This is a genomic window from Sorangium sp. So ce128, from assembly GCF_051525245.1.
Lineage (GTDB): Bacteria > Myxococcota_A > Polyangia > Polyangiales > Polyangiaceae > Sorangium > Sorangium cellulosum_B.
Genome location: NZ_CP150313.1, coordinates 3792880 through 3805608, shown reverse-complemented (window position 1 = coordinate 3805608; position 12729 = coordinate 3792880). Strand labels below are relative to the sequence as shown.

Sequence of the window (12729 nt, the reverse complement as noted above, 5' to 3'; positions counted from 1 at the left end):
CGGTCGGCCCGCGCGGTGGTGAGTACGATCGGAAGCAGATTCTACGGTTGGGGGTAATATGAAATCGAATCGGTCCATCCAACTCGCGCTCGCCATGGGAGCGCTCGCGGTCGTGCCGGCGCTCGCGGCAGCACAGACGGGCGGCACGGGCTCGCCGCAGCAACGCGAATCGGGCACGCCGGGAGCGGCGCAGGGCGGTGCGCAGCATCAGGGCGACAAGCCCAGCCCGAGCGGCGCACAGCGCACCCAGCAGCAACAGGGGCAGAGTCAGAAGAAACAGGCGATGAATCTCCAGGAGCAGATCTCGTTCCCGGTCGAGGAAGGGTGCACCTACACCGCCTCCGTCAACGGTCGGATCGATCCCGTCGCGGCGGGCAAGTCGCAGCAGCCGTCGGGCGGTCAGACCGGCAGCGGCAGCGGCAACCTGGGACGGGGCAGCGGTGCGGGTGTGCAGGGCCAGACCGACGGCAGCCAGGCCCAGGCTCAGGCCGGCGGCGCTCAAGGCGGCAGCCAGCCCCACGAAGGCGCCCAGGCCGGCAGGGCGCAAGCGGGCGGTCAGGCCGGGCCAGGTGCTGACTATCGCGAAGGTCAGGAGAAGGTGAAGCCCAACCTCACCGTCGCCGCCAGCGTCAGCTGCCCGAACGCGGTCGATCTCAAGGTCTCGGACACGCTGAAGACGGACAAGGCCATCAGCCGCTCGGAGCTCGAGGAGATGATCTCGCGTCGAACGAGCATCGCGACCGAGAAGGGCGGCCGCTTCTGCATGTACGTGCCGCAGTTCGAGCTGACGCGCGAGAAGCTGAGCGGAAAGGGCATCGCCCAGCTCTGCCGCGTGCCCGCGGCGGCCGAGAAGGGCGGAACGCCATAAACGCCGAAGGGGGAGAGGGCGATCCTGAGAGCGCGCGCCCTCAGGATCGCCCGGCGAACACGCCGCTGCGCCGCGGGCGCGCCGGTTCAGGGGGTCAGGGCAGCGGGCAAGAGTTCAGCCTGCCGATGACGAAGGGCCGCTGCGCGACGGTCGTGCTCGTGATCGGGAAATAGGTGCCGCCCGAGGTGACGCTCCAGGTGTGACCCACGGGGACTCCCGAGGAATCGGTATAGATGCGCATGTAGCCCGTCCCCGGCCCTGCGACGAAGTCGCTGCACGTGTTCGTCCACCGGCTGTCACGCCAGATGGCGTCGCATCCGTGGACCGAACTGGTGGAGTCGGCGATCGGCAGCGCCCACTGGATCGTGTTCGTGTACTTCGGGTTGAGGGCCGTCGTGAGCTGCTGCGCCGGGCCCGTGATGATCACGGTGTGCCCGCCGTATGCGGTCTGTGGGCCGCCTGGCACCGCCACCGTCTTATTGATGACGAGCACGTCACCCGCAGCGACGTTGGAGATGTTCGAAATCAGCGAGACGATGGCCCCGGGCTTGGTGAACTCGGTATAGTACTTCTCCGAGGTCGGGCTCGTCGAACCCCAGTAGGAGGACATCTTGGCCGAGTCGTTCACCGCGTCCACGATCGGGTCCGGGTCGAACCAGAACTCTTCTTTCTGAACGCCCGTGAGGAAGACGGCCCCGGCCCCGGACGGCGTACCGGCAGCGATAAAATCGAGCGCTCCGCTGGACAGCAGGGAGCACGCGTCGGCCGGGGCAGCGCCGAGCGCGACGAAAGAAGCAGCAGCAGACACCATCAGAAAGCGAACCGCATTGCTGAGCATGAAGTACCTCGGTTGACGGTTACCACGTTGCCGTTCCGCAGGCCGAGCAGATTCGGTTGAGGAGGTCGATCGTGTACAGCAAGAGAATCGCACCTGGTCGCGTCGAGCCTAGCATCCACTGTTTACTTCCAAAGCACGGCATTCGTCAACACACTTCGAGCACGTTATCCATCGATTCAATCACTTTTCTGTGTTCATGTAGGACACGAGAGTTCTTCAGACGGCACTGCCGGATACCGTCCACCGCGTGATGGTGACATGTAGTCATCGAATCAGTCATCTCGCGGCTGACGCTGCGCGCCAGCGTCCGCGAAGGGCTACCTCGTAACACATCGCCCTGGAAACTGGCCTGAGTGGAATCCAGCAACACGCCAAGCGCTGAGCGCCGGGGGGCTCGATGGGGCCGCGACGGCGACCGCAGGAGGGGAATGTCGCCGACCGGGTGAGGCGAGGCATGCTGGGGACGCCGCGAGGCGGCTCGAGACAAGCCGCCTCGCCCCCGCGCTCGTCCGGACGGACCGCCTCAGTACGGCATCTCATCCAGCGCAGGCACCTCCGGGGGCCGCCCCCGCGCGCCGTTCTTCCCGAGCCGCGCCGTGGTCGGCACGCCCGCCCCGGGCTGCGTCGGCTCGCCGTCGTCGTCCGAACCCGGCACGGGCTCCGCCAACGCGGCCCGCCGCCCCGCGAAGCGGAGATCCCGCGCGATCACCTCGGTGCGGTAGCGCTTGATCCCGTCCTTCTCGTAGCTCGACGTGCGCAGCCCGCCCTCGATGAGCACGCCGTCCCCCTTCGTCAGCACCTTGGCCAGCGCCTCGGCGCGCGGCCCCCAGAACACGATGCTGTGCCACTCGGTGCGCTCCTTGGGCTCCTTGTTCCTGTCCACGAACGACTCGTTCGTCGCCATGCGCAGGTGAAGCACCGGGGTGCCGTTGCCCGTGTAGCGCAGCTCCGGATCCGCGCCGAGATTGCCCATGAGGATCACCTTGTTCAGTCCTTCGTTCATGACATGCTCCAGTTCGCTTCTGTGTTGTCGTCTGCTGTCGTTCTCTTGTGCGTGTCGTCTCTGCCGTCGCTCACCATCCGCCGGCGCCCACCGCCCTGCGCCTCTCGCGAGGCGCGGCGTCGTCGCGCAGCGAGAGCGGCCGCGCCGGCGGCGGCGAGCCGCCGGGCGCGCCGACCGCCCCGAGATCAGGAATCCATCGCCGCGCTGCCGTTGCTACCGTTAGCTCGCGCCGGCGCCGCCGCGTCGACGGCGGCGCGGAGCGACGAGGCGAGCGTCGGCTTGCCGAGCAGCGCCTCGCGGGCGCGCTCCCTCCCCTGCCCGATGTGCTCACCCGCGAACGACAGGTGCGCGCCGCTCTTCTCCACGACCCCGAGCTGGCAGGCGAAGTCGATGAGATCCGCCGCGCCGTCGATGCCCGCTCCCCACCGGATGTCGAACTCGGCTTCTCTGAACGGAGGAGCCATCTTGTTCTTGACCACCTTGACGCGCGTCCTGCTTCCAATGGCCTCGTCGCTCACCTTCACCGGCCCCACCCGGCGCACGTCGAGCCGCACGCTCGCGTAGAACTTGAGCGCATTGCCGCCGGTCGTCACCTCGGGATTGCCAAAGACGACGCCGATCTTCTGCCGGAGCTGGTTGATGAAGATGAGCGTGGTGTCGGTGCGGTGGCATATGCCCGTGAGCTTCCGCAGCGCCTGGCTCATCAGCCGCGCCTGGAGGCCCATGTGCGAATCGCCCATGTCCCCCTCGATCTCGGCCTTGGGCGTGAGCGCAGCCACCGAGTCGACGACGATCACGTCAACGGCGCTCGAGCGCGCGAGCATCTCGACGATCTCGAGCGCCTGCTCGCCGTTGTCCGGCTGCGAGACGAGCAGCCTGTCGATGTCGACGCCGAGCGAGCGCGCGTACGTGACGTCGAACGCGTGCTCGGCGTCGATGAACGCGGCGACGCCGCCCGCGCGCTGCGCCTCCCGCATCGCGTGCAACGTGAGCGTGGTCTTCCCCGACGACTCCGGGCCATAGATCTCCACGATGCGCCCGCGCGGGTATCCCCCGATCCCCAGCGCCGCGTCGAGCGACAGGGATCCGGTCCGGATCAGGCCGATGTCCCGGGTCTCGTTCTCGTCGTTCAATGACATGATCGCCCCCTTCCCGAACTGCTTCTCGATGGTGCCTACGACGGTCTTCACGGTGCGGAGCTTCTCAGCGATCTCGGTCATCATCTCGGTCTCTCCTTTTCGACGTGCGTTCGTTGCTTGTTGCGGTTCAATTGTTGCGTGTTGAACGTGCGCGCCCCCGAGCGCGCAGACAGACGATCCAGCGCGGCCGTCGGGGCGGCCGCGATCGCGCCCGAATCGCTGCGGGCGCGGTGGTCCTTGGCCCTGCGGCGAGCTCAGGCGCCCGCGGCGGTGGTGGCGGGCGCCGGCCCGCAGGCGGCCTCGCGATCGAACAGCCGCGCGCCGATCGCCTCGGCCACGTGCGCTGCCCGCACGGCAGAGCTCCTGTCCATGTCGGCGAGCGTGCGGGCGACCCGCAGCACCTTGGTATACGCCCGCGCCGAGAGGCCGAGCCGCTCCACGGCCGACGCGAGCACGCGCGCGCCGGTCGCGTCCGGCATGGCGACGCGCGCGAGATCGCGCGGGCCGAGCTCGGCGTTGTGCGTCGCCGCCACCTCCCCCGCCTCGAAGCGCGCGCGCTGCGCGGCCCGGGCCTCGACCACGCGCGCCCGCACCGCCGCGGAGCGCTCGGGCGCGTCGAGCGACGAGCGGCCGTCGGCGAGCGGCGCGCACAGGTGAGCGACGTCGACGGGCGGCAAGGAGATGTGAAGATCGATGCGATCGAGCATCGGCCCGCTCAGCCGCGCGCGGTAGGCGCGGACACGATCGAGGGAGCAGGCGCAGCGATTGCCGCGGTCGCCATGGAAGCCGCACGGACAGGGGTTGATGGCGGCCACCAGGATCGGACGCGCCGGGAACACGACGCGGGCGCGGGCGCGGCAAAGGGCGACCGTGCCCTCTTCGAGCGGCTCGCGGAGCGCCTCGAGGACGCCGCGGCGGAACTCGAGCAGCTCGTCGAGGAACAGGCACCCGTGGTGGGCCAGGGAGACCTCGCCGGGGCGGATTGGATCCCCGCCGCCGACGAGGCCCGCGGCGCTCACGGTATGATGCGGGGCGCGGAACGGGCGAACCGCGACGAGGCCCCTGTCCGGGGAGAGCAGCCCGGCGACGGAGTGGATCGCGGTGATATCGAGCGCCTCGTCGTAGGACATCGGCGGCAAGACCGTTGGCAGGCGCCGAGCAAGCATGGTCTTTCCGCTGCCTGGCGGGCCGACCATGATCAGGTTGTGTCCCCCGGAAGCGGCAATCTCGAGGGCTCGGCGCGCCCCGTGCTGGCCGCGGACCTCCGCGAGATCCGCCGCTGCAGCGCTCGGCTCCGCGTCGATCGCGGCCATGGTCCCCGCGCCCGGGAGGGGCTTGTTGCCGCGGAGGTGCGCGACGACCTGGCCGAGGTGCTCCGCGATGAGGACGTCGATACCAGCCACGCTCGCCGCTTCGCGCGCGTTTCCCTGGGGCACGATCGCGCGCGTGACCCCCTGCGCCGCCGCGCCGCGCAGCGCCGGCAGGACGCCGCGCACGGGGCGCACCGCGCCGCTCAACGACAGCTCGCCCAGCAGGCCAATCCGGTCGAGCCCCTCGGCGGGCACCTTGCCGAGCGCCGCGAGCGCGGCGATCGCGATGGCGAGGTCGTACGCGCCGCCGCTCTTCTTGAGGTCTGCCGGGGCGAGGTTCACGGTGATCACATATTCGTCAAGCTCGATGCCCAGTTGCTGGAGCGCGGCGCGGACGCGCACGCGGCTCTCGCGGACGCTCGCCTCGGCGAGGCCCACCATCTGGAAGAACGACGGACCGCGGCCCGAGTCGACCTCCACCCGGATGGGGTGCGCGTCGAGCCCGAGCAGAGAGAACGTGAGCGCCGTGGCCTGCATGCCGGAGCCCTTTCGCGAAAGGCGTGCCAGACAGAGAGGGCGGCGAACTCAGGGAATTTCGCGGCGGGAGGGGTGGCGAACGCGGCGGACGGGGTGGCGGCCGCCAGAGGCAGCCGCCGGAATCGAGAGGCTCACCGGCAGGTGCCTGGCGAGCCAGCGTCGCCACGGCGACAGGCCAAGGCAGTTGTCCGCAGTCCCTGTGCGTGTGGCCCCTGGCGCCCACCGCGCCTCATTACACGCGCTCTGGCTATTTCATCATGAGCAGCAAGAATTGGTCGCTTCCACGTCGGCGGTCCGAGCGACGGCCCTCTCCGACGGAGGATCGAATTCGCGACATCGAGGCTCGCCAACCTCGCTCCCCTCGGGTACAGACAGCCGGATGCCGGGAACTCCGCACGAGGTGCTCGTCGTCGCGCTGCGGGATCGTCCAGCGCTGCTCGCCGATCTCTTCCACCACCTCACCGGCTGCTCGCTCGGCGGGCCAACCGAGGTGGTCGATGCGACCGTGCGCTTCACCAGAGCCATCGAGGTTCGTCCGGATCTGCTCCTGCGCTCGCGACAGCGGGGCTGGCTGATGGTCGAGGTCCAGAATTCGATCGATGAGCGCAAGCGGAGGAGCTGGCCGCTTGCGGTCAGCGTGCTTGTCCATCAGGAGAAGGCGATGGGCGAGGTCCTCGTGATCACGGCCAGCCGCCGCGTGGCTTCCTGGGCGAAGCGGGTCGCGCACCTCCAGGGCGAGCTCGGCACGCGCTTCGAGCTGACGCCGCGGGTGCTGCTCCTGGCAGGTCGACGCGTCGAGGCGCTGCTCGATCCGATGCACCCGGAACTCGCGCTCTTCGCCGCGTGGGCCGTACACCACCGTCGCGGGCCGGCCGCGCGCCGGATCGTGATACGCGCTCTGGAGCTGACCGAAAAGCACCTCACCGACGAGCCGTTGCGGGATGCGCAGGCGCGTGCGATCCTCGCGGTGCTGAGCGACGCCATGCTGGCCGCGCTCAGGGAGATGGCCATGGATCCAAGCAAAGTCCCTGAAACCCCGGCGTCTCGACGTTTCCGGCTCTTCTTCGAGAAGCGTGGTCGGGCCGAGGGCAAGATCGAAGGCAAGATCGAAGGCAAGCGGGAGGCCCTGCTCGCGGTGCTCGAAGCGCGCGGCCTGTCACTGACGGCGGATGAGCGGGCTCACATTGACGCCTGCAGGGCTCCTGCGGAGCTCGACCGATGGATCGCCAGCGCGGCGACGGCGGCGTCGATGAGCGAGGTGTTCGCGTCGAAGCCAGCCAGCACGACCCGCCGATCCCCTGCCACGATGCGCTCGCGCGCGCCGGACCGTGGACCGCGGGCGCAGAACGCGACAAGGCCCCCAAAACCAGGGCGCTCGCGGTAACTGCGCGCGGCCTTCTCCTTCGCCCTCTCGCCAGCGGAAGCACCGGCGGTGCCCCACGCAGCGAGGAGCTCCACCGGCGCGATGGGTCCACCACGAAGAACGAGCCCGGCCAGAGCGAGCGCCGCCCCGCCGCAGCTACTCGGGCGCGCGATACCTCGCCACCACGATCGTGATGTCGTCGTCCGGGCTCGGGCACCACCCCTCGACCGCATCGAGGATCCGGTCGCGAATCACGCCGACAGGCTCCGTCTGGACAGCCTCGATGACGGCGCAGAGCCGCTCCAGCCCGAACTGCTCGTGATGGGCGTTCCGCGCCTCGGTCACGCCATCGCTATAGAGCACGAGCACGTCCCCATCCCCAAGGTAGAGCTCGGCATCCCGCGTCAGCGCGCCGATCTCGGGCAGCGCGCCGATCCAGACGCCTGAGCTCGGAATGCACCCGCAGCGCCGCGTCCGCGCCGAGCACACGACCAGGTCGTCGTGCGCGCCCGCGAACGTCACGCGCCCGTTGCGCTCGTACCGGAGCAAGAGGAGCGTCGCGTGCTCGTCGCGCTCCAGACGATCGCGGACGTTCTTGTAGATTGCCTTGTTGAGCGCCGTGATGACCTTCGCCGGGCTCGCCGCCGGGTCGTTGCACGTGAGCGCCGATACCATGCTCTGGATCATCAGCATGATGAGACCCGCCGCGAGCCCGTGCCCCGCGACGTCGCCGATCCCCAGCCACCCGCCCCCGTCCGCCGGGATCACATCGTAGTAATCACCGCCGACCTCGGCCGCCGGCTTCATGACCGCGCAGAGGTCGAGCCCCTCGATCGAGAGCTGCTTCGGCACCAGCGTGGTCTGGATGCGCGCCGCGACCTGGCTCTCCTGACGGACCCGCTCCTGCTCCAGCCGCTCGCGCAGCTCCACCTCCCGGACGACCTGCCGGTGCAGCGCCGCGGCCTTGACCGCAGAGCCGAGCTGGAGGCGCAGCACCTCGTACATCATGCCGCTGGCGCGGTGGTCGAGCACCGCGACGCCGAACCTCTCCTCGTCGCCGAACGCAACCGGGAGCACGATCCTGCTGATGCGCTCGTCGGCGTCCAGGAAGCCCGGGGGCGCGAGGAGGTGCGCCGGGAAGCTCACGGCCGGCACCTCCACCTCGCGGCCGTCCTCCATCACGAACAGCGGCTTCATGGTGGCGTGCTGAGCGTCGTCGTACAGCGACACGGCGACGTCCGAGAACCGCATCCTCGGCAGCTCCGACGCCAGCAACCCCTTGAGCACGGGCAGGCTCAAGCACGCGGAGAAGCCCCGCGCGCCGTAGGTGACATCGATCGCGGCGAGCTCGACGTTCAGCCGCTGCTCCCCCTCGACGTGCACGCACTCGCTCCCGATCAGGATGCGCGCAGCGTGCCAGAGCTGCTCCAGCGCCGCGTCGCCGCCCACGGGCGACCCCTGTACCCGCGAGCGCAAGAGCGATATCACCGCCTGGAACTCCTCGAGGAGCACGCCCTCGCGCCTCGCCCCGTCGAGGAGCGCCTGGAGCGCGCGCAGGAAGCGCCCCTCGTCGCCCGCGAGCTCCGCCTCCATCGCGGCGAGCAGGTCGCCCGCCCAGCCGTCGAGGGCGCCCCTCGGGATCGCCACGCTGCTGGCGAGCGCGCGCTCCAGCGACGCCCGCTGATCCGCGATGGCGCGCGGAAAGCCGCGCACCGAGGGGACCGGCTGCAGGAACGTGTCGCCCGCGCGGTACCCGCAGCCGCAGGACTCGCGCTGCGTGAGCTCCACACGCGCGAGCTGCAGCGGCTCGACGGCCTCGCCGTCGATCATGCGGAGGACCGTGCTCACGGCCATCCCCCCGAGCCGCTCGATCGGCTGGCGGACCGTCGTCAACGACGGCTTCGTGAAGCGCGCGATGCCGACGTCATCGAACCCGCAAACGAGGACGTCCTCCGGGATGCGGCGTCCCTCGGCCTTGAGCACCTCGATCGCCCCGAGCGCCATCCTGTCGTTGGCCGCCACCACGGCGTCGAACGCCACCCCGCGAGCCAGGAGCTCGCGCATCGCCGCGCGCCCCGTCGGGATCGTGAACCCACCGAACACGAGGAGGCGCTCGTCGCAAGGGAGCGCCCGCGCCGCAAGCGCCCTCCGGTACCCGCCGGCGCGCAGCGCGGCCTCCTCGCTGCTGCTCGGGCCGCCGATGTACGCGATGCGCCGGCACCCGTGCTCGTCCGCCATGTGCCCGACCGATATCTCGCTCCCGAGGGCGTTGTCGACCATCAGGCTCGGCACACCGTCGATCGCGGTCCCGATGCTGCACACCGGCAGCGGCGCGAAGGACCGGCAGAACGATCGCATGACCTCCATGCCGCCGTAAGGGGAGAGCGTCGACGAGGCGACGATGACGCCGTCGGCGGTCTCAGGGCCGATGAGGTGATAGAAGGTGCCCCGGTCGGCCACCTCCGGCCGGCGAGCCATGGCCGGGTCGCTGAACGCCGTCAGCAGGTTGACGTCGTGCGCCGCGGCGCCGCGCTCGATCCCGGCGCGCAGCTCGGACTGGTAGTCGCCAACGACATTGTCGATCAGAAACGCGAGCGTCCGACGCTTCCTCGTCATGGCCTCGGGCTCTCGATCATGCATCCGCGATCGAGACCAGCTCCGGGCATATGCGATCCAGGGGCTTCAGGCTCCGTCGCTGCCATGTCCGCTTCGCGTCCGTGACGAACCGTATCCTGCATTTGAGGCCATGGCCCATCAGGCCGCAGATGAAGCCGACGAACGCCTTGAGGCAGCTCGAGCTCATGAAGCGCAGGTCGCGCACGTCGAACTCGACGGTGCTCACCGAGAGGCGCATCACCTCGCCCTCCAGCGCCTTGACGTACCTGCTGAGCGGCGGAGATGCCGCCATGTCCCCCGTGCCGGTGAGCTTGACGCTGAGGGTGTCGTCCCTCAAGGCTTGCTCGATCCCGAAGCTGTCGGTGACGACAGGATCCACGCTCAAGCAGCTCATCTCTTCTCCATCTCTCGACCGCGCGCGCGACGACCGCCGGATCGTTCCTCTGGATGCTGCAGCCGACGGCCGGTGCGATGGTCGATGCGAGCTCTCCATACTACGACGTAGTCGCGCCGGATCCAATCCCTTCCCGCAAGCCGCGCGGGTTGATCTCGCCACGCGCCACGCGCCACGCGCCACGCGCCACGCGCCACGCGCCACGCGCCACGCGTGAGTGCGGGTAGCAGGTGGAAGGCGCACACGATGCGGCGTCGCGCGGTGAGCACCGCAACATTTCGCGAACAGGCTTCTCGATGCAGAGCGCGCCCGCTCGATCGCGGCTTCCCGGCTCGGAGCGCGGATGCCTCCGAATTCGTGTGGATGTCGTCCGGGCGCGTGGCGCCTCGCAGGGCAAGCGCAGTGCAGCGCGTCGACAGTCGCGCCGGCGTCGCTTCAGAGCGCGCTGACGAGCGGCCCGGCGTCGCCTTCGAGCCATTGCTCGGAGATCATGACGCTCGTCGAGAGCCCGGTCTGGAAGCGGTATCCTTCCTCGATCGAGACGATCTCGATGACCCTCCTGTCGCCGATCCGGACGGGGAAGATCACCGAGACGCTCGACGGAAAGGGGCCGTCCTCGTCGGCCTTGTGCTCGCCGACCGAGACAGACTCGCCTCCGGCCCCGGCGCCGAGCGACCTCACGGCGACCACCGACGGAACGCTGCAATCGATCCGCAGCCACTCGCGCCGCCGGCGCGCCTTGCACGCGCCGCCCCTCGCGACGCGCGCGAGCGACACCTGCTCCGCGGCGTCCCACTCGGCCGCTGCCGGCCGCGCCGTCCGCTCGGGCGGCGGCGGCGTCGTCGCCTCGAGCGCGCGCTTCTGCGGCGCCTCCGCGCCTCCTCCCGCGTCCGCCGGGCCTCCCGTGGCTCCCGCCTGCGGCCCGGCCGCCGCCCCTCCCGCCGGGGCGAGCACCGACTCCGCCGCCTGCGCCGGCGCGAGCGCGCCGAGCAGGACCATCCCGATCACCGCTCTCTTCTTCATAACATCCTCAAGAAGGCGGCGAGCGCCGCCTTGTCATTCCTCGACATGTGGCTGGTGCGACCCATCCGGTCCTGGTTGGTGTCGATGAGCTCTTCGAGCGTCTTCGCGGATCCATCGTGGTAATAGGGCGCCGTCCCGCCGACGAAGCGCAGCGAGGGCGTCTTGAACACCTGGCCCGCCTTCTCCTCCGCGAACCCGGGCCGCGCCGCGAACCCGGGCATCGGGTAGCCCATGCGGTCGGTGTGCTCCGTCTCGGGCACGTGGCAGCGAGCGCACTGCGCCGTGTCGCTCATGAAGAGGGCGCGGCCGTGCTCCTCCTGCGGCGTGAGCTTCCGCGCCTCCCTAGGCGGCGGCACGAGGCCCGCGCGCAGGAACGCGGCCAGGTGGCGCGCCCTCAGGGCGAGCTCGCCGTTGCCTAGACCACCGGGCCCCCACCGGTGAAGGCCGAACCCCTCGCGGAGGCGCTCCGCCAGGTTCTCGCTCTGGGCGTTCCAGCCATAAGGCCCCTCGGCCGACACGCGGCCCGCGAGCATGGGAGTCTGCCGGGGCACGCCGCCGCGCGGCTCCACGTCGACCGGCTGATTCTCGGCGGACCCGAGGAAATTGACGCTCTCGCCGCCGATGTCCATCACGTGGGCCTCGTGCCACACATGGCCGTCGTCGCGCCCGTCCGGGTGGCAGCCAGCGCACCCGAGGCCGCCGCTCGTGCCCCAGTCGACCGCGTTGTAGAAGAGCTTCCGGCCAAGGGCGGCCTGCCGCGGGACCGGCGCGTCGGCCAGCGCGATGTACGGCACGGGGCTCGGCTCGAACGGAGCGTCGTCGCGGTGCTCGTCGAGGCGGACGATCGCGAGGGCGTCCGTGGAACGGCAAAACACCCACGCCATGGACTCGTCCGCGGACAGCGCGACGCCGCTGGGCGCGCCGCACAGGGTCGCCACGTAGATGTCGGGGCCCGCATGGCGGCCGAGATCGTAGGTGCGGAGCGGCCGGAGCGCCGGATCGACCGCGAGCGCGTCGAGCTCCACCAAGGTGTCGGTGCCCTCGCTGGCGACGAGCAGGGTGCGGGTGCTCTTCCGGTACACGAGCGCGCGCGGCTGGACGAACGGGGCGAGCGAGGTGTTGGGAGCTCCAGCTCCGCGTCGTCGAACGGGGCATCGTCGAGCGCGCTCGCCCGCCAGAGCGGCGCGCCCTGGCGGCGCCGGGGCGCGAGGGGCGCCTCGTCGCTCGTCATGAGGACGTCCACCGTGGAGGCGCCGAACCACGCCTGTTCACCGAGCGCGCCGAGCGCGTGGCGCGCGACGAAGAGGCGGCGGCCATCCGGCGAGAGCGCTGCCGCGTAGCCGAGCGACGCGGAGAGCGACTTGGCATGAGGAGCCCGGAAAGGCGACGGAGGAAGGACGACCGGCCGGGCCTCGGGAGCGCCACCCAGCGCGATCCGGGTGAGCGAGGCGGACGTGAGGTGCGTGACGTACGCGGCCGCGCCGTCCTCGCGGATCACGACGCCGCGGGGCTCGCGCGGGACATCGATGGCCCATGTCGCGGTCGCGGTCGCGAGGTCCACCGCGGAGACCTTGCCCGCCCATGCGCTGGTGACGAGCGCCGTGCGCTCATCCGGCGTGATCGCGAGCCCCCAGGCGT

Annotated in this window: 10 protein-coding genes; 2 read left to right on the top strand and 8 right to left on the bottom strand. The window is 70.5% G+C overall.

Annotation, left to right across the window (positions count from 1 at the left end; all coding sequences use genetic code 11):
- Nucleotides 1-94: 94 nt before the first annotated feature.
- On the top strand, nt 95-868 hold the full coding sequence (locus WME82_RS14785) for a hypothetical protein (protein WP_438043349.1): 774 nt from the start codon (nt 95-97) through the stop codon (nt 866-868).
- Nucleotides 869-962: 94 nt separating this feature from the next.
- Here WME82_RS14785 and WME82_RS14780 read toward each other — a convergent pair whose 3' ends face one another.
- The 4 genes from WME82_RS14780 to WME82_RS14765 all read right to left on the bottom strand — a co-directional run bounded on the left by WME82_RS14780 (nt 963) and on the right by WME82_RS14765 (nt 5695).
- Nucleotides 963-1706 carry a hypothetical protein gene (locus WME82_RS14780; RefSeq protein ID WP_438043348.1) on the bottom strand — a complete coding sequence of 248 codons (744 nt, stop codon included), beginning with the start codon at nt 1704-1706 and terminating at the stop codon, nt 963-965.
- 523 nt (nt 1707-2229) lie between these two features.
- Nucleotides 2230-2709, bottom strand: a complete 480-nt coding sequence (locus WME82_RS14775; RefSeq protein ID WP_438043347.1) for a single-stranded DNA-binding protein — start codon at nt 2707-2709, stop codon at nt 2230-2232.
- A 185-nt stretch (nt 2710-2894) separates the two neighbouring features.
- A complete protein-coding gene (gene recA / locus WME82_RS14770; RefSeq protein WP_437871725.1) occupies nt 2895-3932 on the bottom strand; it encodes a recombinase RecA in 1038 nt (345 codons plus the stop codon).
- Nucleotides 3933-4102: 170 nt separating this feature from the next.
- On the bottom strand, nt 4103-5695 hold the full coding sequence (locus WME82_RS14765; RefSeq protein WP_438043346.1) for a YifB family Mg chelatase-like AAA ATPase: 1593 nt from the start codon (nt 5693-5695) through the stop codon (nt 4103-4105).
- A 205-nt stretch (nt 5696-5900) separates the two neighbouring features.
- Here WME82_RS14765 and WME82_RS14760 point away from each other — a divergent pair, with 205 nt between their 5' ends.
- Nucleotides 5901-7079 carry a hypothetical protein gene (locus WME82_RS14760; RefSeq protein ID WP_438043345.1) on the top strand — a complete coding sequence of 393 codons (1179 nt, stop codon included), beginning with the start codon at nt 5901-5903 and terminating at the stop codon, nt 7077-7079.
- A gap of 135 nt (nt 7080-7214) precedes the next feature.
- Here the strand turns inward: WME82_RS14760 and WME82_RS14755 are convergent, their stop codons facing one another.
- The 4 genes from WME82_RS14755 to WME82_RS14740 all read right to left on the bottom strand — a co-directional run bounded on the left by WME82_RS14755 (nt 7215) and on the right by WME82_RS14740 (nt 12173).
- The gene (locus WME82_RS14755; RefSeq protein WP_438043344.1) at nt 7215-9674 is read right to left on the bottom strand and encodes a SpoIIE family protein phosphatase; all 2460 of its coding nucleotides are present in this window, start codon (nt 9672-9674) and stop codon (nt 7215-7217) included.
- Between the two features lie 16 nt (nt 9675-9690).
- Entirely contained in the window at nt 9691-10068 is a 378-nt protein-coding gene (locus tag WME82_RS14750; protein ID WP_437746063.1) for a hypothetical protein, read from the bottom strand.
- 435 nt (nt 10069-10503) lie between these two features.
- Nucleotides 10504-11091: a hypothetical protein gene (locus WME82_RS14745; protein WP_438043343.1), complete on the bottom strand. Its 588-nt coding sequence runs from the start codon at nt 11089-11091 to the stop codon at nt 10504-10506.
- Entirely contained in the window at nt 11088-12173 is a 1086-nt protein-coding gene (locus WME82_RS14740; RefSeq protein WP_438043342.1) for a hypothetical protein, read from the bottom strand. The genes WME82_RS14745 and WME82_RS14740 overlap by 4 nt, the downstream gene beginning before the upstream one ends.
- Nucleotides 12174-12729: the final 556 nt, after the last annotated feature.

Bases quoted from the DNA above. Each gene is read 5' to 3' on its own strand.
- WME82_RS14745 (WP_438043343.1), bottom strand. From the start codon at position 11,091: ATGAAGAAGAGAGCGGTGATCGGGATGGTCCTGCTCGGCGCGCTCGCG.
- recA (WP_437871725.1), bottom strand. From the start codon at position 3,932: ATGATGACCGAGATCGCTGAGAAGCTCCGCACCGTGAAGACCGTCGTA.
- WME82_RS14785 (WP_438043349.1), top strand. From the start codon at position 95: ATGGGAGCGCTCGCGGTCGTGCCGGCGCTCGCGGCAGCACAGACGGGC.
- WME82_RS14775 (WP_438043347.1), bottom strand. From the start codon at position 2,709: ATGAACGAAGGACTGAACAAGGTGATCCTCATGGGCAATCTCGGCGCG.
- WME82_RS14755 (WP_438043344.1), bottom strand. From the start codon at position 9,674: ATGACGAGGAAGCGTCGGACGCTCGCGTTTCTGATCGACAATGTCGTT.
- WME82_RS14765 (WP_438043346.1), bottom strand. From the start codon at position 5,695: ATGCAGGCCACGGCGCTCACGTTCTCTCTGCTCGGGCTCGACGCGCAC.
- WME82_RS14780 (WP_438043348.1), bottom strand. From the start codon at position 1,706: ATGCTCAGCAATGCGGTTCGCTTTCTGATGGTGTCTGCTGCTGCTTCT.
- WME82_RS14750 (WP_437746063.1), bottom strand. From the start codon at position 10,068: ATGAGCTGCTTGAGCGTGGATCCTGTCGTCACCGACAGCTTCGGGATC.